The sequence below is a fragment of the Cryobacterium sp. W22_MBD10_FK3 genome, from assembly GCF_052113745.1.
Taxonomy (GTDB): Bacteria; Actinomycetota; Actinomycetes; order Actinomycetales; family Microbacteriaceae; genus Cryobacterium.
This window is the reverse complement of the sequence record NZ_JBGQOH010000006.1, coordinates 160,042-182,566: the sequence shown is the minus strand read 5'-3', so window position 1 is coordinate 182,566 and position 22,525 is coordinate 160,042. Positions and strand designations below refer to the sequence as shown.

The following is a 22,525-nucleotide window of genomic DNA, read 5'->3' as shown; positions in this document are numbered from 1 at the left end:
GGCTCAGCAAGCCCGGTGCGGCGTGGGACAATAAGAGACCCCTGCTCACCGAACCGTCACGGACACCCCACCTCATGGCCCACAACCTCAGCGATCTGCAGATCGCCCGCCTCGTCGGGCCACAGGCATATTCGCGCGGGGTGCGCTACGCCAAGGAGGGCCGGGTCGAAGACCAGGTCTGGCAGCTGGGCGGCAGCCGACTGCTGGGCACCGTGGGTGGCACCCAGGCCCGACCGTACGACGTCACCGTGACCTTCCAGCAGGATGCCAGCGGCACTGTCGTTCGCGCGTCGGGCACCTGCAGCTGCCCGATGGGCATCAACTGCAAACACGTGGTGGCCCTGCTGCTGGCCAGCCGGTCCACCGCCGCCGACCTCGCCCGCGCGACCCGTTCGGCGGACTCCCAGCGCACCCGCACCGCCGCCCCGGCCACCTGGCAGAGCGCTCTGGCCCCGCTCACCCGCGCGCCGGAGGCCGAGCCCACGACGGGTACCGCCCTCGCCCTGCAGTTCGAGTTGCTGCCGCCGCCGCGCGCCGCACGCACGCCCGCGCCCACGGTGTCCCTGGCCCGGCTGGGCGTGCGCCCGATGGTGCGCGGCAAGAAGGGCAAGTGGATCCGCGGCAACCTCACCTGGGACAACCTGTCGTACTCGCGCGGCATGCTCAACCGCGCCCAGCTCCGAGTGCTCTCCGCCATCTTCGAGCTCTATTCCTCCGGCCAGCGCTACCACGTGACCACCGACCCGTGGCTGCACCTGGACGGTTTCGCCAACCGCGCACTCTGGGGCCTGCTCGGCGAGGCCCGCGAGGCAGGCATCCCGTTCATCGGCACGACGCCCGGCCAGGACCCGGTGACCATCTCGGACGAACCCGCCGAACTGTCGCTCGACATCCGCCGCGACCACGGCGGCCTCACCCTCTCCCCCACCGTCTCCCTCGACGGCCAGCTCCTCGACCGCAGCGCCTTGGGCTACATCGGCGACCCGGCGCACGGCCTGTTCACCTGGACGACCACCAGCACCGACGTGCGGATCACCCTCGCCCCGCTCGCCCGACAGCTCGGCCGCGACCTGCGCGTGCTCGCCTCGGCGCAGACCCCCATCACGGTTCCACCCGACGAGGAGAACGTCTTCCTCGCCGACTTCTACCCGTTCCTGCGCGGCCAGCTCTCGCTGATCAGCACCGACGAGTCCTTCGACCTGCCCGACACCGCGCGCCCCACGCTCGCCCTGTCGATCAGCTCCCACGCGGATGCCCGCATCACGCTGCACTGGGACTGGCGCTACATCGGCGGCCCCGGTGGCTCGGCACAGCCCGCCATCGCGCCGCTCCGCGGTCCGGCCACCGACGACGCCCCGGCGGGGTATCGGGACACGGCCGACGAGACGCGCATCCTGCATGCCGTGAGCGTCATATTCGCGGCGTTCCCCGCGCACCGGCCCGCGCTGTTCGCCGCGGAGCTCACCGGGTCCGCCGGCGCCACCGGTGCTCCGGAGCTCCTCCGTGCCGACGCCACCCTCGACGGCGCCCGCATGATCCAGTTTCTCGAGGCCGTGCTGCCCGTGCTCGAAGACGCCGACGACATTCTTGTGCAGTTCGTCGGCGACGCCCCGGAGTACCGCGAGGCCGCCGCGCCGCCCACGCTCACCTTCGCCACCTCGGCCAGGGCCGAGAGCCGCGACTGGTTCGACCTCTCGGTGCGGGTCACCGTCGAGGGTGAGGACGTGCCCTTCGACGAGGTCTTCCGGGCCCTGGCCACCGGCCAGGAACTGATGATCCTGCCGGACGGCACCTACTTCAGCCTGGACCGGCCCGAACTTCAGCAGCTGCGCCACCTCATCGAAGAGGCCCGCGGACTGCAGGACTCCCCGAATGACTCGCTGCGCATCAACCGCGCCCAGTCCGACCTCTGGGAAGAGTTGCAGGACCTCGGCAGCGCCGAAGCCGAGGCCGCCGCCTGGCGCGACACCCTGGCCGGCCTCGCCGACGGTGCGGAGATCGCACACCGGGAGCTGCCCGCAGCCGTGCACGCCTCACTCCGGCCGTACCAGCAGACCGGTTTCGACTGGCTCGGCTTTCTCTACGACACCGGCCTCGGCGGCGTGCTCGCCGACGACATGGGCCTGGGCAAGACCCTGCAGGCCATCGCCCTGATCGTCGACGCCCGCCAACGCCAGACCGAGCGGAAGCCCTTCCTGGTGGTGGCGCCCACCAGCGTGGTGCACAACTGGGCCACCGAGTGCGCCAGGTTCGCGCCGGATCTCTCGGTAGCCGCCATCACCGAGACCACCGCCAAGCGCGGTGCGTCGTTGGCAGAGGCCGTGACCACGGCGGATGTCGTGATCACCTCGTACACCCTGTTCAGGCTCGATTTCGACGAGTACGACGCCGTCAGCTGGGACGGGCTGCTGCTCGACGAGGCGCAGTTCGTGAAGAACCACAAGTCCAGGGCGCACCAGTGCGCCAAGCGCCTGCAGGCCCCGTTCAAGCTCGCCATCACCGGCACCCCGCTGGAAAACAACCTGATGGAGCTGTGGTCGCTGCTCTCGATCACCGCCCCGGGCCTGTTCCCCAGCGCCGCCCGTTTCTCCGAGTACTACCAGCGGCCCATCGAGACGCAGGCCGACGGGGACAGGCTCGGCCAGCTGCGCCGGCGCATCCGCCCGTTCATGCTGCGCCGCACCAAAGACCAGGTGGCCAGCGACCTGCCCGCCAAGCAGGAGCAGGTGCTCGAACTCGAGCTGCACCCGCGGCACCGCCGGGTCTACCAGATGCACCTGCAGCGCGAGCGCCAGAAGGTGCTCGGCCTGCTCGGTGACCTCAACCAGAACCGGTTCGAGATCTTCCGCTCGATCACCATGCTGCGCCAGCTCAGCCTGGATGCGTCGCTGTACGACGACAAGTACGCCGACATCCCGTCGAGCAAGCTCGATGTGCTCATGGAGCTGCTCGAAGACGTTGTCGCCGAGGGCCACCGCACCCTGATCTTCAGCCAGTTCACCGGCTACCTGGCCAAGGTGCGCGCCCGCCTCGATGCCGCCGGCGTGAGCTATTCCTACCTGGACGGGCGCACCCGCAACCGGGCCGCGGCCATCGACGGGTTCAAGAACGGCGACACCTCGGTGTTCCTGATCAGCCTCAAGGCCGGCGGCTTCGGCCTCAACCTCACCGAGGCGGACTACTGCATCCTGCTCGACCCGTGGTGGAACCCGGCCGCCGAGGCTCAGGCCGTTGACCGGGCCCACCGCATCGGCCAGACCAAGAACGTGATGGTCTACAGGCTCGTGGCCACCGACACCATCGAAGAGAAGGTGATGGCGCTCAAGGCCGTCAAGGCCAAGCTCTTCGACAGCGTCATGACCGATGGCGCCACCGGCGGAACCGGCCAGGGGCTCACCGCCTCCGACATCCGCGAACTACTCGAGTAGCCCGGGTGACGACCGACCCTCCCGCGATCTCAGCTGCCGAGCCCCGCGATCGCATGAAGCAGGCCGCCCAACGCACCCATCGCAACCGCTCGGTGCGCGCCTCCGCCCGGATCGGCCTGCTCGCCAACGGCCTGGTGCACGCCCTGATCGGCGGCATCGCCCTGCAGGTGGCGAACGGCCAGCCCGGCGAAGCCGACCAGCTCGGCGCCCTGAGCACCATCGCGAACGGTCCGGGCGGCGCCGTGGTGCTCTGGCTGTCCACGGTGTCGCTCTGGGGCCTGGCCCTCTGGCAGGGCACCAACGCCGCCTTCAGCGTGGCACCCAACCGGCGCATCCTGGTGTTCCGGCGCTCCCTCAACGTGGGCAAGGCCCTCGGCTTCGCGCTGCTGGGCACCGTCACGTTCGCCGTGGCCCTCGGCGCGCGCACCGGCGGGCCGGAGGCCCTGCGCCAGGCCGACACCGCCATCGTGGAAAGCCCGGTGGGTCTGTTCCTGCTGCTCGTCGTGGGCAGCACGGTGGCCATCATCGGCGGCGGCCTGGTCTGGCGCGGGGTGCGCCGCAACTTCCGCGAGGAGCTGCGCTACCTCTGGGGGCCCACCAAGGTGATCGTGCTGAGTCTCGGCGTATTCGGACACGTCGCCAAGGGCGTCGCGTTCCTGGTCACCGGCAGCCTGCTGTTGGCCGCCGCGGTGTTCGCCGACATCCGCTGGGTGGGCGGCCTGGACGCCGGTCTCCGCTACCTGCTCACCCTGCAATCGGGCCCGATCCTGCTCAACGTGGTGGCCGCCGGGCTGATCGCCTTCGGCCTCTACCTGATGGCGCGAGCGGCGTTCCTGCGGCACTGAGCCGCCAGCCTGGGAGTTGGATGCGCGCCCACCAGTCTGCTTCGATTTCGAAGTACTCTGTGGTCATGAACATTCGCGAGATCCCCCTCACCGCCGCCGACGGCTCCACCACCTCGTTGGCCGAGTACGCGGACAAGGTCGTGCTCGTCGTCAACGTGGCCTCCCGCTGCGGCCTCACCCCGCAGTACGAGACCCTCGAGCAGCTGCAGCGCACCTACGCCGACCAGGGCTTCACGGTGCTCGGCTTCCCCTGCAACCAGTTCGGCCTGGGCGAGACCGGCTCCAAGGAGAAAATCGAGGCGTTCTGCTCCACCACCTACGGCGTCACCTTCCCGCTGATGGAGAAGACGAAGGTCAACGGCGGCTCCCGGCATCCGCTCTACGCCGAACTCACCCAGACGCCGGATGGCGCGGGTAAGGCCGGCAAGGTGAAGTGGAACTTCGAGAAGTTCGTGATCTCGCCCGCTGGCGCGGTCTCCAGGTTCCGCCCGACCACCCTGCCCGACTCCCCGGAGGTCATCGCGGCGATCGAATCCGGCCTGGCGGAGCTGAACCCCGCCGTCTAGCTCGGCACCCCGTACGAGGCCGCGCTGTGCATCTCGATGGCCACGTACGGTTCGTCGCCGACCACCCGCGCGTTGTGCCCGGGCGGAATCAGGTAGGAGTCGCCGACGGTGATGGTGGCCGTGGTGCCGTCGTCGAGCACAGTTTCCAGGCTGCCCGACAGGCAGTAGCCCACGTGCAGCAGCTGACAGGAGTCGGTGTTCACCACCGGCTTGATGTTGTCAGCCCAGGTCCAGCCGGGCTGCATCGTCATGCGGCCGATCGAGAACTCGTCCAGGTGGTTCAGTTCCAGCAGCGTCATGTTGGGCGCGCGGCGTTCGTCGGGCTTGCTGTGCGACTTCACCTGCAGGGTGTGCGTGGTGGTGGACATGGTCTTCTCAGCTCTGGCGGGCCGATCGAGTGAGGTCGGACACGCGGCCCACCCGTCGTGCCTGGCCTGTGACCGAGCCAGACTAAACCCGGCCATGGCCCGTGCAAACCCCCGGCAGACGCCCGTCACCCGGTGACGGGCACCGCGGCGGAGGCCAGACGGGTGCGCGCGTAGGTGGACTCGACGGTGCGCAGCTCGGTGCATGCGCCGGGACCGCCGGGGCCGCCGGTCCCGGCGGTGAACGAGATCACCGGTTGCCGGTCGGCGCCCAGCCCGGGCGCCCAGGCCGGCCAGCCGGGCGAACCCTGCGTGACGAACGCCACCGCGGCGCCGTGCACCTCGTCGGCCAGCCGCTGCGACGGGGCCGGTCCGGCCAGCGCTGCCACCCGCGGGGCGGTCAGGGCGTCGAAGAAGAACGGCAGGTCGAGGCAGTGCAGCGCACCGCCGTACGTGGGTGAGCGCCAGGAGAACGCCCAGAGCCAGGTGGGCGCCGCATTCTGCTGCTCAGCGGATGCCGCCAGCCTCGCCTCGGCGACCCGCAGCATGGCGCCGCGAATGGCGCGGTCGGAGGCGAACTGGCCGAGCAGCTCCGCGGTGCCGAGCTGCTCGTGCGCCGACGCGTAGGCCCTGGCATCGGCGGGGCTCACGCCGAGCCGGCCGAGCACCTCGGCGGCGTCTTCGCCGGCGAGTTCATCGGTGAGGTCGTTCATGGCGAAGTTGAACTCGTGGTCGGTGCTGCCCAGCGTGAGGGGCTTGCCGGCGCCGAGTCCCGCGCGCACGGCCTCCACGGTGGGCAGCGGGATGAGGTCGCCGTCGACCACTGGACCCCAGGGCAGCCCGCCCACGAGGGTGTTCGCGATCTCGCCGAGCGGTCCGGCCGGGGTGCCATCAGCGGCAGCCGTGGCCAGGGGCTGCACGGCCAGGAGCTGCTTCTCGGTGCGGGTGGCCAGAGCCGCCCGGGTGGGCTCGACCCCGGCGAGCGCGGCCAACCGCCGGCCGAGCACGTGGGCCTGGCCGGGCCGGAGGTAGGTGGCGACTCCGGAGATCACGATGGCCCGGGCGAAGAGCGGCTGCGCCCTGGGCATCGTGAGCAGGGTGAGAACCGCGCCACCGCCGGCGGACTGGCCGGCGAGAGTGACTCGGGCCGGGTCGCCGCCGAAGGAACGGATGTTGTCGCGCACCCACTCCAGGGCCAGCAGCCAGTCGAGCACGCCCCGGTTCAACGGCGCATCCTCCATCCAGCCGAAACCGTCGAAACCGAGCCGGTAGGAGACGTTCACGGTGACCACGCCGCTCCGGTTGAAACCGGCGCCGTCGTACCAGGGGCTGGCGGGCGAGCCGGAGGTGTACGCGCCACCGTGCAGGTACACCAGCACCGGCAGGCCCGATCCCACCTCGGGGCTGGGGGTGAACACGCTCAGGTTCAGGGTCGATTCCCCGGCGACGCTCGGCTCGGGCACCAGGGAGTCGTCGCCGTTGTCGGTGCGTTGCGGGGTGGCGCCGGGGCTGCCGGCATCCAGCACCCCGGCCCAGGCCGGGTGTGGCACCGGAGCGGCGAAGCGCAGCTCCCCGACCGGCGGCGCTGCGTACGGGATGCCGAGGAAGGCCACGGAGCCCGGGCGCCGGCGGCCGCGCACGACCCCCGCGATAGTGCCGACATCGACGAGCTCCATGCGCGTGCTCTCCCTTTGCGAAAGGCACTCAGGCTACCGCGGAATATGCCGGGTCTGGCCCTCGGGGCGGTGGGGCGAGCAGAATGGGGAACGTGAGGAGCACACCATGGGCATTCTGATCTGCACGGGCATCACCTCCCTCGACGGCTACGTCGCGGACGCCGCCGGCAACTTCGACTGGAGCGAACCCAGCGACGAGGTGCACACCTTCGTCAACGACCTGGAGCGCTCGGTGAGCACCTACCTGTACGGCCGCAGGCTCTACGAGGTAATGCTCGCCTGGGAGAGCATGCACCAGGGCGACGACGACCAGCCCGCGGTGATGCGCGACTACACCGCGATCTGGCAGGCGGCCGACAAGATCGTCTACTCGAGCACCCTGAGCGGGCCGTCCAGCAAACGCACCCGCGTCGAGCGGACCTTCGACCCGGAGGCCGTGCGCACCCTCAAGGCCACGACCACCGGCACCCTCTCGGTGGGCGGCCCCACCCTGGCCGCACACGCGTTCGCGGCCGGCCTGGTCGACGAGGTGCAGATGTTCGTGTCACCCGTCGTGGTGGGCGGCGGCACCCGGTTCCTGCCCGACGGTCTCAACCTGTCGCTGCAGTTGAAAGACGAATACGCCTTTCGGAACGGCGTCGTGTACCTCGGCTACCGCGTGCTGCGGTGATCACCAACACCCAAGCCCTCGTCATCGGCGAGGCCCTCATCGATATCGTGCGCCGGCCCGGCGCCGACCCGGTCAGCCACGCGGGCGGTAGCCCGATGAACGTGGCCTACGGCCTGGGCCGGCTCGGGGTGCCGACCACACTGGTCACCCGCATCGGCGCCGACCCGTTCGGTGAGATCATCCAGGCGCACCTGCGTGCGGCCGGCGTCAGCCTGCTGCCCGGGTCGGTCGGCGACAGCGCCACCTCGAGCGCCACCGCCGTACTGGATGCGGCCGGGGCCGCCAGCTACGACTTCGACCTGCGCTGGGACCTGCCGGCGGTGTCGCTGCCGGCGCCGTGCAGCCTGATCCACACCGGCTCCATCGCCGCGATCCTGCAGCCGGGCGGCCGTGCCGTGCTGAGCGCGTTCACGAGCGCGCCCGCCGGCACCCTGCTCAGCTACGACCCCAACATCCGCCCGGGCATCATGGGCAGCCGCAGCGACGTGGTGCGGGCCGTCGAAGAACTCGCCAGGGCCGCGCACGTCGTGAAGATGAGCGACGAGGATGCCGCCTGGCTCTACCCGGGGCAGAGCCTGGATCAGATCGCCCGCGACTACGTGGCGGCCGGGGTGGCCCTGGTCGCGATCACCCGGGGCGGCGACGGCGCCCTGCTTCGCGCCGGCGGGGCCACGGCGGAGCTGGCCGCGCATCCGGTGAGGGTCGTCGACACGATCGGGGCGGGTGACTCGTTCATGTCGGGGCTGCTCTACGCCATCCTGCTCGGTGAGCGCACCGAGGCGATTCTGCAGAACGCACTCGGCGCGGCCGATCTGGGTCGTTTGGGCCAGACCGCCCTGGCGAGCGCCGCGATCACGGTCTCCCGGGCCGGCGCGAACCCGCCCACCGTGGCGGAGCTGTCCGGCCGGTGACCCGCGCGGCCTGGTCACGCAGCCCGGGCACGCAGATCGGGTCAGGCAAGTCAATCCCCTTGAACACGGGGCGCTCCCGGGCTTTACTGTGCCTACGTTGTTCCCCCTGTAGTTCGGGTGACTGGCAACGGGCAACGCTCTCTGAGCGTGGCGCAATGGGTAATGGGAAGTCTGGTGCGACATGGTGGTCACAACAACCGACACGGCTGTGCAGGTTTCGGTCGAACTCACTCCGACGGACGGAGTGGTGATCGAGGGAGACTCGCTGGGGGTCACCATCCGGATCACGGCTCTCCGCCCCGCGCTGATCGACAAGGCCGAGATCACCCTGATCCGCAAGGTCAACTACACCTACGGTCGCGGCAACGTCTACGGCGGCGTCTTCCCAGCCCGGGAACGCACCACCGAGCTGATCAGTTCGGTCAGCCTTCCGGCGCCTGGCGCGATCCCGGCCGGCCAGACCCGGGTACTGACGGGCAGCCTGAGCATCCCCACTGACGGCCCGGCCTCGGTGCGCGGTGACCTGATCGATGTGGGCTGGTCGGTGCGCTGCGTGCTGCAGGCCGCCCGTGGCCAGATCATCAAGCGTGAACGCCTGATCGACGTGCAGTCCTGGGGCCAGTCGAGCGCCACCGACATCGCCCACCCGCCGATCGGGGAGCACCTCGGCCAGGTGGGTCTGGAGTTCATCGCACTGTCCTCCAGGGTGCTGGAACCCGGCACCCCGCTCACGGGCATCCTGCGGGTGCGTCCCAGCGACGAGATCGCGACCAGGGGTGTGCGTGTGCAGCTGGTGCGCTGCGAGGAGGTGTGGGGTGGTCCCGGCCAGGAGGCCAACCCGGACGCGAGCGAATCCGAGGGTTACCGGCACTCCGAAGCGGTGATGGCCGCCGTCGCCGTTGGACCCGCCGGACTGCTCACCCCCGGCACGGTGGTCGACCTGCCCTTCGCGGTCGAAACTCCCGCCGGGCTACCGGCCCCGTCGCTGTCGATCGGCAACCTGCACGTGCGCTGGGAGATTCGGGCGGTCGTCGACCTGCCGCTGCAGTTCGACCCGCAACTATCGCTCGACCTGCTCGCCGTCACCGCCACCCGGCAGCCCAGTGATTCCAGGCAGGCAGGGGACCTCGACACCGACTGAGCGGCGGATTGAGAAGGCGGAGTGCTGGGTAGCATCCGGTTCTCCTGTTGGACAGCGCACGCCGGGCGGAGCAGCCTGAGGGTATGGAATACACACACCTCGGTCGTTCCGGCCTGTCAGTCTCGCGCCTGTGCCTCGGCACGATGAACTTCGGGCCGGAGACCGACGAGCCCACCTCGTTCACGATCATGGACTCCGCCAGGGCGGCGGGCATCAACTTCTTCGACACCGCCAACGTCTACGGCTCCAAGCAGGGTCGCGGCGCCACCGAGAGCATCCTGGGCCGCTGGTTCGCGCAGGGCGGTGCGCGGCGGGAGGACACCGTGCTGGCCACCAAGGTCTACGGCACCATGTCCGACCGGCCCAACGACTCCAAGCTGTCGGCGCTCAACATCCGCCGCTCGTTGGATGAGAGCCTGAAGCGCCTGCAGACCGACCACATCGACCTCTTCCAGTTTCACCACGTGGACCGCGACACCCCGTGGGATGAGATCTGGCAGGCCATGGAAACCGCCGTGGCCCAGGGCAAGATCCTCTACGCCGGCAGCAGCAACTTCGCCGGCTGGCACATCGCCACCGCCCAGGCCGAGGCCCGCCGCCGCAACTTCACCGGACTGGTGAGCGAGCAGTCTCTGTACAACCTGCTCAAGCGCGACATCGAGCGCGAGGTCATCCCCGCCGCGCAGGCCAACGGGATGGGCATCATGCCCTGGTCGCCGCTGGAGGGCGGCCTACTCGGCGGTGTGCTGCGCAAGGAACGCGACGGCAGCCGGCGGGTCTCCGGTGCCAACGCCGAGAAGCTCGAGAACAACCGCGCGGCCATCGGGGCCTACGAGGACTTCGCCGCCGAACTCGGCACCGAGCCGGGCGACCTGGGCCTGGCCTGGCTGATGCACCAGAAGGCGGTGACAGCACCGATCATCGGCCCGCGCACCATGGACCAGCTGAACGCCGGCCTCCGCGCCGTGGACGTCACACTCGACCAGGCGGCCCTGACCCGGCTCGACGAGATCTTCCCTGGCTTCAAGACCGCACCCGAGGACTACGCCTGGTGACGCCCGCATCCGGCCTCAGCGTTCTGTTCATCGGCGGCACCGGCGTGATCAGCGCCGCCGCCGCCGACCTGGCCGTGGCCCGCGGCCACCGGCTCACCGTGCTCAACCGCGGCCAGTCCACCCTCCGGGCGGTGCCCGCCGCCGCGGAGGTGCTCACCGTGGACGTGCGTGACCCCGCCGCGGTGCGCTCCGCGCTCGGCGACCGCCGGTTCGACGTGGTGGTGGACTTCGTCGCGTTCACCCCCGAGCACGTGCGGGCCGACATCAGTCAGTTCGCGGGCCGCACCGGCCAGTACGTGTTCATCAGCTCGGCCTCGGCGTACCAGAAGCCGCCCGCCGCGCTGCCGGTGCGCGAGTCCACGCCGCTGCACAACCCGTTCTGGCAGTACTCCCGCGACAAGGCCGCCTGCGAGGACGTGCTCATGGTGGCGCACCGGGAGCAGGGCTTCCCGGTCACCATCATCCGCCCGTCACACACCTACGACCGCACCCAGATCGCCCTGCTCGGCGGCTGGACCGATATCCACCGGATGCGCACCGGCCAGCCGGTGGTGGTGCACGGCGACGGCACCTCGCTCTGGACCCTCACGCACAGCACCGACTTCGCCAAGGCGCTGGTCGGCCTGTTCGGCCGGTCCCAGGCCGTGGGCGACAGCTTCACCATCACCTCGGACGAGTACCTGCCCTGGGACGCCATTTACGCTGAGTACGCCCGTGCCGCCGGCGCCCCGGCGCCCACCATCGTGCACGTCGCCAGCGACACCATGGCGGCCGAGAATCCCGACTGGAGCGGGCCGCTGCTCGGCGACAGGTCGCATTCGGTGATCTTCGACAACACGAAGGTCACCGGCCTCGTGCCCGATTTCTTCTGCACCACCCCGGTGGCGCTCGGCTTCCGGGAGGCGATCGCCTGGTTCGACGCGCATCCGCAGCAGCAGGTGGTCGACGACCAGCTGAACGCCACCCTCGACCGGCTCGTCGCCGCACACTCGACTGTCAGTACCCACCCGAATCTGGAGCACCCATGACCGCCATCGTCCACCTCGCCCTGCACCTCGACCCCGCTTCGCTCGACGTCGCCCCGGCGATCCTCAACGAGGTTCTCACCGCGACCCGCGCCTGGCCCGGCAACGAGGGCATCGAAGCCATCGTGGACGACGCCGATCCCACCCACGTGATCGTCGTGGAGAAGTGGGCCTCGGCCGCCGACCACACGGCGTATGCCGCCTGGCGCACCACCCCTGAGGGCGTCAGCCGGCTGGGCGAGGTGCTCGCCGGCGTGCCGGTGAAGACCGTGTTCTCCGGGAGCATCCCGCTCGTTTTCTAGTCCCGCGCGATTAGGCGGCGGTGCCGACGCTGTCGGCCGGCACCCGGTGCAGCGCCGCGGCCTGGGCGGCGGCGACGTCTTCGAGCAACTGCTCGAGGAATGCCGACGCGGCCGGGCTCGGCTCGTCCGCCACGGCCACGGCCACCGCCCACTCCGGCACGGTGGCCGGCAGCGGCACGGCCACCAGGTCGTCGGGCCGCTTCAGCGCGAAGCTGGTGGGCACGATGGCCACGCCCAGGTTGTAGCCCACCAGTTCGAGCAGCGGATGCACGTCGTTGACCTCCATGGCCGCCCGGTACTCGAAGCCCGCGGCGGCGAAGGCCCGCCGGGCCAGCATGTGGGCGCCCCAGCCGGCCTGGAAGCCGATCAACGGCTCGGCCCGCAGGGTCTCCAGGTCCACCTCGGCCAGAGCCGCGACCGGGTGGTCCGGATGGCAGAGCGCCACCATCTTCTGGCTGCTCAACGGGTGCAGCCGCACGCCGGGCGGGGTGTCCCCGGTCACCACCACGAGCGCCACGTCGGTGGTGCCGCTGGCCACACCCTCGATGAGCTCGACCGAGCCCACCTGGCGCAGCCGCACCTCCACCCCCTGGTTGGCGGTGCGGAACCGGGCCAGTTCGGCGGGCAGGTCCACCGATCCCAGGCACGGCTCGGCGCCCACGGTGAGCCGCCCGCGCATGAGGCCGCGTACCGCGGCGACAGCATTCTGGGCCGCGGCGGCGCTGGCCAGGGTGCGGAGCGCATCCGTGAGCAACGCCTGGCCGGCGGCGGTGAGCTCGACCCTGCGGGTGCTGCGGATGAACAGCGAGGTGCCGAGCTCGATCTCCAGCGCCCGGATCGAGGCCGACAGGCCCGACTGGGAGATGTGCAGCAGCTCGGCCGCCCGGGTGAAGTGACGTTCGTCGGCGACCGTCACGAAGTGTTCAAGCTGGCGCAGTTCCATTCAGTAAGTCTATGACTCAGTGCGCCCCCGCTCAGAAGCTCCCGCTCTGACCCGCACCCCGTCCCCGGCCGCGAACCGTGCGGAAAGCACCCAAGAACACCGCAGGACGATGCTTGACGGTTTGGGATATACGAACGTTCTGATAGCCTGGGCGGCATGACGACGCGACGCTACGATCCCGAGCGGGCCGACCGCATCATCGACGCCACGCTCGACCTCATCGCCGAGCAGGGACTGGCCGGCGCCACCTACCGCACCGTCGCTGATGCCGCCGGGGTGCCGCTGGGCTCGATGACCTATCACTTCCCCAGCCGCGGCGACCTGCTGTTCGCGGCGTTCTCCAGGTTCGCCGATGTGGCGTTCACCCCGCTGGACGACGCCATGGCCGACCCTGACGAGGACCCCCGCGAGCAGCTGGTGCGCATCGTGCTCACCGACGAGGGCCTGCGCGATCGGATACTGCTGGCCGAACTGTACGTACTCTCGTTTCGCGAGGAGCGCTACGCCGAGCTGAGCAGGGACTGGATGCGCCGGGCGCGCGACGCGATCTCGCCCCGGGTGAACAGCGTGATCAGCGCGAGCGGGGTGAGCCCCGCCGTGCTCGACGCCGTGCAGGAGGGGCTGGGCCTGCACCGCTACTTCCTGCCGGAGGAGTACCCCGAGTCGGTCGTGCGGGCCACCTTCGACGCCCTCATTCCCGCAGCGGACACCCACACCGACGGTGGAGCGCCGGCATGACCGGGCCCGCGAGCACCCGGTCCATTGCCGGACCGGGCGACCCGGCCGGCCCGGCACGCCTGTTGCGCTGGCGGGCGGCCCTGGTGGTCGCATTCTTCGGCACCGGGCTGAGCATGGCCACCTGGGTCTCCCGCACCCCGGCCATCCGCGACACCCTCGACGCCAGCACCGGCGAGATGGGCCTGATCATCGCCGGCCTCTCGGTGGGCTCGGTGATCGGCATCGCGGTCGGCGGGATCCTGGTGGCCCGCCGCGGCGCCCGGTTCGTGGTGGCCTGCGGCATGGCGAGCATCGTGCTCGGCCTCATTGTCGTGGCGGTCGGCGTGATCGCGGCCGAGGGCCTGCTGGTCGCCACCGGCCTCGCCTTCTTCGGCTACGGCATGGGCTCGGGTGAGATCGGGCAGAACGTCGAGGGCGTCGAACTCGAGGTGGCGATGGGCCGCAGCGTCGTACCGGGCCTGCACGGCTGCTACAGCCTGGGCATCTTCGTCGGCGGCCTCCTCGGGCTGCTCGCGAACAGTCTGCACCTGCCCGTGCTCGCGCACCTGATCGGGGTGGCGGCCCTCACCGCCGCCGGCACCCTGTGGCTGGTCGGCCAGCTGCCGCCGCTGACCGGCGCGACCCCGGTCATCGCCGCTGGGCATGCCTCCGCCGGCGATGCCGGGCGGGCGAGCGGTGGTCGACGACTGCCCTGGCTGGATGCCCGCCTCCTGGCCCTGGCCGCGATCATCCTGGGCATGGCGCTGGCCGAAGGCTCGGCCAATGACTGGCTGCCGCTGATCGCCGTGGACGGTTTCGGGCTCACCGCCGCGGTCGGCTCGATCGTCTATGCGTCCTTCGGTCTGTCGATGGCGATCGGCCGGCTCTCCGGTGGGCGCATCATCGACAGATTCGGCCGAGCCCCGGTGATGCGCGCGAGCGCGGTCACGGCGGCGGTGGGCATCGGCCTGGTCTCGTTCTCCCCCGTGCTCTGGCTCGCCGGCGTGGGCGTGCTGCTCTGGGGGTTGGGTGCGTCGCTCGGTTTCCCAGTGGCGCTGTCGGCGGCCGGCGACGACCCGGCGCACGCCGCCAAGCGGGCCAGCGCCGTCGCGACGGCCGGGTACGCCGCGTTCCTGGTGGGCCCGCCGATCCTCGGCCTGCTGGGCGAGCAGGTCGGTCTGCGGGGCGCCATCCTCGTGGTCATGGTCGCGGTACTGGCCACGACCTTCTTCGCCGGTGCGGTGCGCCAGCGCACCTAGCCTCCGCAAACCGTGAGCAGAGCACGCAAAAACGCCCGCGAAGGTGCTTGACTCACCGTTCGCGGAGCTATTTGTCGAGCGGGCGCCAGATCACGATCTGGTTGGACCGGCGGGTGCGGGTGCCTGCGCGCATCGAGATGACGTCGCCGGCCGGGCCGGCCGCGAAGACCCGGCTACCCGGACGGTTGAGCAGTTCGTCGGCCAGCGCCGTTTCCAGGTCGTTGACGCGACTTTCCAGTGCCCGCACGGTGTCCTCGAGCGCGAGAATGCGCCGGATGCCCTCCAGGCTCACGCCCTCGGCACCCAGGTCCGCGATCTCCCGCAGCCGGGCCACGTCGCGCATCGAATAGCGGCGCGAGCGGCCCGGCGTGCGGCCGGGACTGACGAGGCCCAGGCGGTCGTACTGCCGCAGGGTTTGCGGGTGCATGCCCGCCAACTCTGCGGCGGTGCTGATCACGAAGACCCGGGTGTTCTCATCCATAGGGGTGTCGCTAGCCCTTGGCCCTGGCGAGCAGTTCGTCGCGCGGGTTCTCCTTGGGCAGCGCCTCGTTGAACGCGAGCAACTTCTCCTCGGCGTCTTTCGACAGGTGCGACGGCACGGCCACCTGAACCTCGGCGAGCAGGTCGCCGGTGCCCTTGGGGGTGACCACGCCACGGCCCTTGACCCGCAGCACCCGACCGCTCGGGGTGCCGGGGGCAACCCGCAGCTTCACCGGGGGCCCACCCAGGGTGGGCACCTCGATGGTGGCGCCGAGGGCGGCCTCGGCGAACGTCACCGGCACATCCACCCGCAGGTTGAGGCCGTCACGTTCGAAGACCGGATGCTTGCGCACGGTGACGGTGAGCACGATGTCGCCGTTCTCGCCGCCGTCCGGGCTGGGTTGCCCCTGCCCGCGCAGCTTGATCTTCTGACCGTCGGCGACGCCCGCGGGAATCTTGACCTTGATCGGCCGACCCTCCTGCGTCTGCAGGGTGATCTGATCGCCGTGGGTGGCGGTGATGAAGTCGACCGTGGTCGACGCGATCACGTCGCGCCCCCTGGTCGGCCCGCCGGCGCCGCGGAAGCCGCCGGTGGAGGTGCCGAACCGGCCACCGCCACCCTGGGCGCCACGGCCGAACATGCCGCCGAGGATGTCGTCGAAACCGGCCTGCTCGTAGGAATAGCCCTGTTGCCGGGCTCCCCCACCGAACATGCCGCCGAAGACGTCGTCGAAGCCACCTTGCTGGCCGCCCTGGCCGGGGGCGGTGAAGCGTGCCCCACCGCCCATGGCACGCACGGCGTCGTACTCCTTGCGCTGTTCGGGGTCACCGATCACCGAGTGGGCCTCGCTGATCTCCTTGAACTTCGCCTCCGCCGCGGGGTTACCCGGGTTGGAGTCGGGGTGGTACTTACGAGCCAGCTTGCGATACGCCTTCTTCAGGTCGGCCGCGGAAACGTCTTTCGAGACCCCGAGAACCTTATAGAAGTCCTTGTCGAACCAGTCCTGGCTAGCCATCGCTCGGTACCTGCACGACGACCTTGGCTACCCGCAGCAGCGAGGATCCGAGGTAGTAGCCGGTCTCGACGACGTCGCCGACGGTTTCCACGTCGATGTCAGGAGTGGGCATCTGGAAGATGGCCTCGTGCACGGTGGGGTCGAACACGTCGCCGACCGAGCCGTAAGGCTTGAGGCCGATGCGCTCGGTGCTGGCGCGCAGCTTCGCGGCGATGGTCGCGAAGGCGGAGTCGCCCTCGAGGTCGCCGTGCTTCTCGGCCCGGTACAGGTCGTCGAGCACCGGCAGCAGCACCTTGACGACCTCGCCGGTGACGCGCTCGCGCTCGATCTCCCGGTTGGCCTCGGTGCGCTTGCGGTAGTTCGCGTACTCAGCGGTGACCCGCTTGAGGTCGGCGAGGTGCTCGCTGGAGGGGTCGGCGGCCTCGAGGTTGGCCGCGTCCAGGATGTCCTGCACGGTCAGCTCGTCTTCCTCGATGCCTTCGGCGGTCGCGGCGTCGTCGGTGTCAGGGGCGTCGCCCTGCTTCACCTCCGAGGCCTCGGTCGCGTCGACCGCCGCGGCCAGTTCGGCCTCGGCGTCGGTCGCAGCGTCGGGCCCGCCCGCCGCGGGGGCGCCCGATTCGGGCGCTCCCGCAGCAGCGTTCTCGTCTTCGGGACGGAAATCGTCCGGACGGTTGACGTCTGTCATTACTTCTTCGCTTCGTCCTCGTCGTCGACAACCTCGGCGTCGACAACGTCTTCGTCGGAGTTGGCCGACTCGGTGGTCGGCTCGGTGCTCTCGGACGCGCCGGCCGCGGCATCCGCCTGGCTGGAGGCGTAGATGGCCTCGCCGAGCTTGCCCTGGCTCTCGTTCAGCTTGTCGAACGCGGTCTTGACCGCGTCGTCGTCGTCGCCGGCGAGAGCGGACTTGAGAGCGTCGACGTCGCCCTGCACCTCGGACTTGACGTCCTCGGGCAGCTTCTCGTCGTTCTCCTTGATCAGCTTCTCGATCGAGTAGGCGAGCTGCTCGGCCGTGTTGCGGGTCTCGGCCGCTTCGCGACGACGCTTGTCCTCAGCGGCGTGCTCTTCACCCTCGCGAACCATGCGCTCGATGTCTTCCTTGCCCAGCGCGGTGCCGCCGGTGATGGTCATCGACTGCTCCTTGCCGGTGCCCTTGTCCTTGGCGGACACGTGCACGATGCCGTTGGCGTCGAGGTCGAAGGTGACCTCCACCTGCGGGATGCCGCGCGGCGCCGGCGCGATGCCGGTGAGCTCGAAGGTGCCCAGGTTCTTGTTGTCGCGGGTGAACTCGCGCTCGCCCTGGAAGACCTGGATGGCCACGGACGGCTGGTTGTCATCGGCCGTGGTGAAGGTCTCGCTGCGCTTGGTGGGGATGGCGGTGTTGCGCTCGATGAGGCGCGTCATGATGCCGCCCTTGGTCTCGATGCCGAGGCTCAGCGGGGTGACGTCGATGAGCAGAACGTCCTTGCGCTCGCCCTTCAGCACGCCGGCCTGCAGCGCGGCGCCCACGGCGACGACCTCGTCGGGGTTGACACCCTTGTTCGGGTCCTTGCCACCGGTCTCGGCTTTGACGAGCTCGTACACGGCGGGCATCCGGGTGGAGCCACCGACGAGAACAACGTGCGCGATGTCTTCGACCTTTACGCCGGCTTCACGGATGACGTCCTGGAACGGCTTCTTCGTGCGGTCGAGCAGGTCCTCGGTCATCTTCTCGAACTGGGCGCGGGTGAGCGTCTCGTCGAGGTTGGCCGGGCCGTTCTCCGTCAGCGACAGGTAGGGCAGCTGGATGCTGGTGGACATGCTCGAAGAGAGTTCCTTCTTGGCCTGCTCCGCGGCTTCCTTGAGGCGCTGCTTGGCGATCTTGTCCTTGGAGACGTCGACGCCGGTGGAGTCCTTGAAGCGCTTGATCAGGTGATCAACGATGCGCTGGTCCCAGTCGTCGCCACCGAGGCGGTTGTCGCCGGCGGTGGAGCGCACCTGGATGGTGCTGAAGTCGTCGTCCTTGCCCACTTCGAGCAGGGACACGTCGAAGGTTCCGCCACCGAGGTCGAAGACCAGGATGAGCTCGTCTTCCTTGCCGCGGTCGAGGCCGTAGGCCAGGGCGGCCGCGGTGGGCTCGTTGATGATGCGCAGCACGTTGAGGCCGGCGATCTCGCCGGCTTCCTTGGTGGCCTGACGCTCGGCGTCGTTGAAGTAGGCCGGAACGGTGATGACGGCATCCGTCACCTTGTCGCCCAGGTACTGCTCGGCGTCGCGCTTGAGCTTGGCGAGGATGCGGGCGGAGATCTCCTGCGGGGTGTACTTCTTGTCGTCGATGCCGACGGTCCAGTCGGTGCCCACGTGGCGCTTGACCGACGAGATGGTGCGGTCGACGTTGGTGACGGCCTGACGCTTGGCGGTCTCGCCGACGAGTACTTCGCCGTCCTTGGTGAATGCGACGACGGAAGGCGTGGTGCGGAAGCCTTCAGCGTTTGCGATGACGGTGGGTTCTCCACCCTCGAGAACGGCCACCACCGAGTTGGTGGTTCCGAGGTCAATGCCGACTGCACGAGCCATGTGAGAGTATCTCCTTCAAAAGATTGGGTTCAAGGCGTATTTCTAAGACTTGAGTGTTGCTGGCTCAAGTGTGGCACCGCCCGAAAACCGAGTCAAGCTGAGCCGGCCAAAGTTGAGTCGAGGAGGCTCAACTCTCAGCATCTTCACAAGAAAGGGCCAGCTGAAGATGGTGGGAGAATGACGTGTGCCGCCCTCCTCCTCTCCCAGCCCCGACCCCACCGCGGACTCCGTGCGTCGGCGGGCCGTGCTGGCCAAGCTCCCGCGGATGCACCGGCTCGACGGTTCGGCCATCCGCGTGCTGCTCGTCGACGACGAGGACACCCTCACCAACCTGGTGAGCCTGGCGTTGAGTTACGAGGGGTGGCTCGTGGACGTGGCCCACACCGGGCAGGATGCGTTGCGCGCCTACCGGGAGAACCGGCCCGACGTCGTGATCCTCGACATCATGCTGCCCGACACCGACGGGCTCAGCGTGCTTCGGCACCTCCGCACGGGCGGGTCCACCACGCCCACCCTCTTCCTCACCGCCAGGGACTCCGTGGACGACCGGATCATCGGCCTGACCGCCGGCGGCGACGACTACATGACCAAACCGTTCAGCCTCGAGGAGTTGGTGGCCCGGCTGCGCGGGTTGTTGCGCCGCGCCGTGCAGGCCGTTCCGGATGAACAGGCCGCGCTGGTGGTCGGCAGCCTGAGTCTCGACGAGACCAGCTATCAGGTGCGGCGCGGCGACGCCGACATCATGCTCACCACCACCGAGTTCGACCTGTTGCGCTTCTTCATGCGCAACCCCATGCGGGTGCTCAGCCGGGCCCAGATTCTCGATGAGGTCTGGAACTACGACTTCGCCGGCAAGGCGAGCATCGTGGACCTGTACGTGTCGTACCTGCGCAAGAAGATCGACGCCGAGCGCGCCCCGATGCTGCACACGGTGCGCGGCGTCGGCTACATGCTGCGGCCCGCCGAGTGAGCGCGGTCGACCCTTCGGCGCCGGTCCCCGAGCGGGGCGAGGCGCCCTGGACGCTCCGCCGCCGGTTGGTGGTGGGCATCGCCGGTGTCGTGGCCGCCGTGCTGTTCGGCACCGGCCTGTTGAGCATCCTGGTGTTGAGCACCTCCACGAACACCGTGGCCGACACCCAGCTCACGGCCTCACTGTCGGCCTTGAGCCGGTCGGTCGACAAGTACAGGGGGCCGCCAGGTGTCGGCGGGCGCGAGCACGTGCACGTGCACGGCGGCGGCGGCACCGTGAAGACTTTCGTCGACTTCGTCGGCCATGGGCGCGGCACGGTGATCGCGGTGGTGACCAATGACGAGGTCGCCGACTCCGCCCTGTTCTCCGACACCGGTGCCGTCGCCCTGTCCGCCGACGTGACCGCGGCCATCGAGCTGATGGCCGCCGACCCCGACTTCTCGCCGGCCAATCAGAGCCTGGACCTGGGCGAACTGGGCACCTACCGGGTCGCCACCGTCGTCAATGACGGCGAACTGTTGGTGGCCGGGGTGCCACTGGAGGCCGCCGAGACGGCGTTGCTGCGCCAGGGTGTGGCCATCGCGATCCTCACCGTGCTGGCGCTTGCCGGCACCGTGCTGGGCACGATCCTGGTGGTGCGCATCGCGCTGCGGCCGCTGGCCAGGGTGATCGACACAGCCGTCGAGGTGTCGGCGTTGCCGCTGGACGTGGGCGACTTCGGCATCTCCACCCGGGTTGCGGCCGCCGACACCGATCCGCGCACCGAGGCGGGCAAGGTGGGCGAGGCGCTCAACCAGCTGCTCGACCACGTCGACACGGCCCTGAGTGTGCGGGCCGCGACCGACCGGCGCATGCGCCGATTCGTGACGGATGCCTCCCACGAGCTGCGCACCCCCCTCGCGGCCATTCTGGGCTACGCCGAGCTGACCCGGCAGGACAGCGCCGAGTTGCCCGAGATCACCGAGTACTCGCTGGCCCGCATCGAGTCGGAGGCACGGCGGATGAGCTCGTTGGTGAGTGACCTGTTGCTGCTCGCCCGCCTCGACGAGGGCCAGGACCTGCACGTGGAGGACGTCGACCTCGCCGACCTGCTGCTGACCGCGGTCAACGATGCCAGGGCCTCCGCGCCGGCGCACGCCTGGCGGGCCGAGGTGCCGGACACGGCCGTGACGGTGCGCGGCGACCGGGAACGCCTGCACCAGCTGGTGGCGAACCTGCTCTCCAACGCCCGGGTGCACACCCCGCCCGGAAGCACCGTGACCGCACGACTGCGGGTGGGGCCGCCCGGCATGCCTGTGCAACTGAGCGTGCAGGATGACGGGCCGGGCATCGCCGACGACCTGTTGCCGGTGATCTTCGAGCGTTTCGCGCGCGGCGACGCCTCCAGGGCCTCCCAGGGGGCTGGCGGTACCCGCAGCACCGGCCTCGGCCTGGCGATCGCGCTGTCGATCGCCGAAGCGCACGGCGGCACCATCCGCGCGCACTCCTCCCCCGCCGGCACCCTCATCACGGTGACCCTGCCCACCCCGGCGCCGTGATTGCGCCTGCCGTGACCCCCCGCCTCGTGGTGGTGCTGCCGGTGCTGCCGCTGATGGTGGGCGCCAGCTTTGCGGTGGCCGAGTGGCCCCTGCACGTCACGGTGCTGCCGCCGTTTCTCACGGATGCCGCCCCCGGCGACGTCGCCGCCGCCATCCGTAGCGCCGTGGCCGACCAGGCGCCGCTCACGGTGGTCGCCGGCCCCGACGAGCTGTTCGGGCGGCGGCACGACATCCCCGTCACCCTGATGCTCCCGCACGAGGGCCTCGCCCGGCTGCACCGCACCCTGGTCGCCGCCGTGCGCCCGTTCGCGGCCGCCCCCGAGGAACCGGCCTTCACCGGCGCCGGCTTTCGCGCCCATGTCACGCACAAGCCGCCAGCGCGCATCCACCCCGGCGACACCCTCACCCTCAGCCAGCTCGCCCTGGTCGACATGATCCCGCGCGCCGACACCGCCGGCCGCACGGTGCTGGCCACCCACGATTTCGGGGCCGAGCCGTTCTAACCACCCGCTACTTTAGGCGGATGGAGATACGAGAGGCCCGCGAGGGCGACTGGGCCGGGATCTGGCCGTTTCTGCGCGACGTCGTGGCGGCCGGCGAGACCTATTGCTGGCCACGGGACACCAGCGAGGCCGACGCCAGGCAGTGGTGGCTGGGCAAGCCAGGCGGGCGGGTGTTCGTGGCCGAGGACGGCGGCCGGGTGCTCGGCACCGCCGAGCTGCACCCCAACCAGCCGGCCGCCGGCGGGCACGTCGCCAACGCCGGCTTCATGGTGGCCCCGCAGGCCGCCGGCCGCGGAATCGGGCGGGCCCTGGCCGAGCACGTGCTGGCGGAGGCAGCGAACGCGGGATTTCGCGCCATGCAGTTCAACGCCGTCGTGGAGACCAACCACAACGCCGTGCGGCTCTGGCAGTCACTGGGCTTTCGCGTGCTCGCCACCGTGCCCGACGGGTTCAGGCATCCGGTGCACGGCTTCGTCGGACTGCACGTGATGCACCGCTCCCTCGAGGCGGACACGCACGGCGCGTAGCATCCGTCGCCCATTGTTCACCGACCGGCCGTAGG

Annotated in this window: 22 protein-coding genes; 15 read left to right on the top strand and 7 right to left on the bottom strand. The window is 70.1% G+C overall.

Going from position 1 to position 22,525, the window contains the following annotated elements:
- Positions 1-74: 74 nt before the first annotated feature.
- The 3 genes from ACEN2M_RS08975 (at position 75) to ACEN2M_RS08965 (ending at position 4,839) form a co-directional block, all read left to right on the top strand.
- Positions 75-3,428 (top strand): DEAD/DEAH box helicase, encoded by a 3,354-nt coding sequence (locus ACEN2M_RS08975; protein ID WP_441647771.1) that lies wholly within the window; start codon positions 75-77, stop codon positions 3,426-3,428.
- 5 nt (positions 3,429-3,433) lie between these two features.
- Positions 3,434-4,273 (top strand): DUF1206 domain-containing protein, encoded by an 840-nt coding sequence (locus tag ACEN2M_RS08970; RefSeq protein ID WP_441647770.1) that lies wholly within the window; start codon positions 3,434-3,436, stop codon positions 4,271-4,273.
- A 65-nt stretch (positions 4,274-4,338) separates the two neighbouring features.
- Entirely contained in the window at positions 4,339-4,839 is a 501-nt protein-coding gene (locus tag ACEN2M_RS08965; RefSeq protein WP_441647769.1) for a glutathione peroxidase, read from the top strand.
- Here ACEN2M_RS08965 and ACEN2M_RS08960 read toward each other — a convergent pair.
- A complete protein-coding gene (locus ACEN2M_RS08960; protein WP_441647768.1) occupies positions 4,836-5,207 on the bottom strand; it encodes a cupin domain-containing protein in 372 nt (123 codons plus the stop codon). The genes ACEN2M_RS08965 and ACEN2M_RS08960 overlap by 4 nt on opposite strands.
- Before the next feature lie 125 nt (positions 5,208-5,332).
- On the bottom strand, positions 5,333-6,880 hold the full coding sequence (locus tag ACEN2M_RS08955) for a carboxylesterase/lipase family protein (protein ID WP_441647767.1): 1,548 nt from the start codon (positions 6,878-6,880) through the stop codon (positions 5,333-5,335).
- Positions 6,881-6,986: 106 nt separating this feature from the next.
- Here ACEN2M_RS08955 and ACEN2M_RS08950 point away from each other — a divergent pair, with 106 nt between their 5' ends.
- From ACEN2M_RS08950 to ACEN2M_RS08925, 6 genes are all read left to right on the top strand, one after another.
- Positions 6,987-7,550, top strand: a complete 564-nt coding sequence (locus tag ACEN2M_RS08950; protein ID WP_441647766.1) for a dihydrofolate reductase family protein — start codon at positions 6,987-6,989, stop codon at positions 7,548-7,550.
- On the top strand, positions 7,547-8,461 hold the full coding sequence (locus ACEN2M_RS08945) for a carbohydrate kinase family protein (protein ID WP_441647765.1): 915 nt from the start codon (positions 7,547-7,549) through the stop codon (positions 8,459-8,461). The genes ACEN2M_RS08950 and ACEN2M_RS08945 overlap by 4 nt, the downstream gene beginning before the upstream one ends.
- A gap of 181 nt (positions 8,462-8,642) precedes the next feature.
- On the top strand, positions 8,643-9,602 hold the full coding sequence (locus ACEN2M_RS08940) for a hypothetical protein (RefSeq protein WP_441647764.1): 960 nt from the start codon (positions 8,643-8,645) through the stop codon (positions 9,600-9,602).
- An 83-nt stretch (positions 9,603-9,685) separates the two neighbouring features.
- Positions 9,686-10,657: an aldo/keto reductase gene (locus ACEN2M_RS08935; protein WP_441647763.1), complete on the top strand. Its 972-nt coding sequence runs from the start codon at positions 9,686-9,688 to the stop codon at positions 10,655-10,657.
- Positions 10,651-11,685 (top strand): NAD-dependent epimerase/dehydratase family protein, encoded by a 1,035-nt coding sequence (locus ACEN2M_RS08930; protein ID WP_441647788.1) that lies wholly within the window; start codon positions 10,651-10,653, stop codon positions 11,683-11,685. Before ACEN2M_RS08935 ends, ACEN2M_RS08930 begins: the two co-directional genes overlap by 7 nt.
- A complete protein-coding gene (locus ACEN2M_RS08925; protein WP_441647762.1) occupies positions 11,682-11,984 on the top strand; it encodes a putative quinol monooxygenase in 303 nt (100 codons plus the stop codon). Before ACEN2M_RS08930 ends, ACEN2M_RS08925 begins: the two co-directional genes overlap by 4 nt.
- 10 nt (positions 11,985-11,994) lie before the next feature.
- Here the strand turns inward: ACEN2M_RS08925 and ACEN2M_RS08920 are convergent, their stop codons facing one another.
- Positions 11,995-12,927, bottom strand: a complete 933-nt coding sequence (locus ACEN2M_RS08920) for a LysR family transcriptional regulator (protein ID WP_441647761.1) — start codon at positions 12,925-12,927, stop codon at positions 11,995-11,997.
- A gap of 156 nt (positions 12,928-13,083) precedes the next feature.
- Here ACEN2M_RS08920 and ACEN2M_RS08915 point away from each other — a divergent pair, with 156 nt between their 5' ends.
- On the top strand, positions 13,084-13,665 hold the full coding sequence (locus tag ACEN2M_RS08915) for a TetR/AcrR family transcriptional regulator (protein ID WP_441647760.1): 582 nt from the start codon (positions 13,084-13,086) through the stop codon (positions 13,663-13,665).
- Positions 13,662-14,903, top strand: a complete 1,242-nt coding sequence (locus tag ACEN2M_RS08910) for an MFS transporter (protein ID WP_441647759.1) — start codon at positions 13,662-13,664, stop codon at positions 14,901-14,903. The genes ACEN2M_RS08915 and ACEN2M_RS08910 overlap by 4 nt, the downstream gene beginning before the upstream one ends.
- A gap of 67 nt (positions 14,904-14,970) precedes the next feature.
- Here the strand turns inward: ACEN2M_RS08910 and ACEN2M_RS08905 are convergent, their stop codons facing one another.
- The 4 genes from ACEN2M_RS08905 to dnaK are packed head-to-tail and all read right to left on the bottom strand — an operon-like array spanning position 14,971 to position 18,952.
- Complete coding sequence (locus tag ACEN2M_RS08905) at positions 14,971-15,384, bottom strand: heat shock protein transcriptional repressor HspR (protein ID WP_441647758.1); 414 nt, start codon at positions 15,382-15,384, stop codon at positions 14,971-14,973.
- A 10-nt stretch (positions 15,385-15,394) separates the two neighbouring features.
- Positions 15,395-16,399, bottom strand: a complete 1,005-nt coding sequence (locus tag ACEN2M_RS08900) for a DnaJ C-terminal domain-containing protein (RefSeq protein ID WP_441647757.1) — start codon at positions 16,397-16,399, stop codon at positions 15,395-15,397.
- Positions 16,392-17,084 (bottom strand): nucleotide exchange factor GrpE, encoded by a 693-nt coding sequence (locus ACEN2M_RS08895; RefSeq protein ID WP_441647756.1) that lies wholly within the window; start codon positions 17,082-17,084, stop codon positions 16,392-16,394. The genes ACEN2M_RS08900 and ACEN2M_RS08895 overlap by 8 nt, the downstream gene beginning before the upstream one ends.
- Positions 17,084-18,952: a molecular chaperone DnaK gene (gene dnaK / locus ACEN2M_RS08890; RefSeq protein ID WP_441647755.1), complete on the bottom strand. Its 1,869-nt coding sequence runs from the start codon at positions 18,950-18,952 to the stop codon at positions 17,084-17,086. The genes ACEN2M_RS08895 and dnaK overlap by 1 nt, the downstream gene beginning before the upstream one ends.
- A gap of 265 nt (positions 18,953-19,217) precedes the next feature.
- On the opposite strand from dnaK, the gene ACEN2M_RS08885 reads away from it, so the two are divergent.
- From ACEN2M_RS08885 to ACEN2M_RS08870, 4 genes are read left to right on the top strand one after another with little or no spacing between them, the layout of a single operon-like run.
- Positions 19,218-19,922, top strand: coding sequence for a response regulator transcription factor (locus tag ACEN2M_RS08885; protein ID WP_441647787.1), 705 nt, complete (start codon positions 19,218-19,220; stop codon positions 19,920-19,922).
- A complete protein-coding gene (locus ACEN2M_RS08880; RefSeq protein ID WP_441647754.1) occupies positions 19,919-21,460 on the top strand; it encodes a sensor histidine kinase in 1,542 nt (513 codons plus the stop codon). The genes ACEN2M_RS08885 and ACEN2M_RS08880 overlap by 4 nt, the downstream gene beginning before the upstream one ends.
- Before the next feature lie 11 nt (positions 21,461-21,471).
- Positions 21,472-21,963, top strand: a complete 492-nt coding sequence (locus ACEN2M_RS08875; protein WP_441647753.1) for a 2'-5' RNA ligase family protein — start codon at positions 21,472-21,474, stop codon at positions 21,961-21,963.
- Positions 21,964-21,983: 20 nt separating this feature from the next.
- Positions 21,984-22,490, top strand: a complete 507-nt coding sequence (locus ACEN2M_RS08870; protein WP_441647752.1) for a GNAT family N-acetyltransferase — start codon at positions 21,984-21,986, stop codon at positions 22,488-22,490.
- Positions 22,491-22,525: the final 35 nt, after the last annotated feature.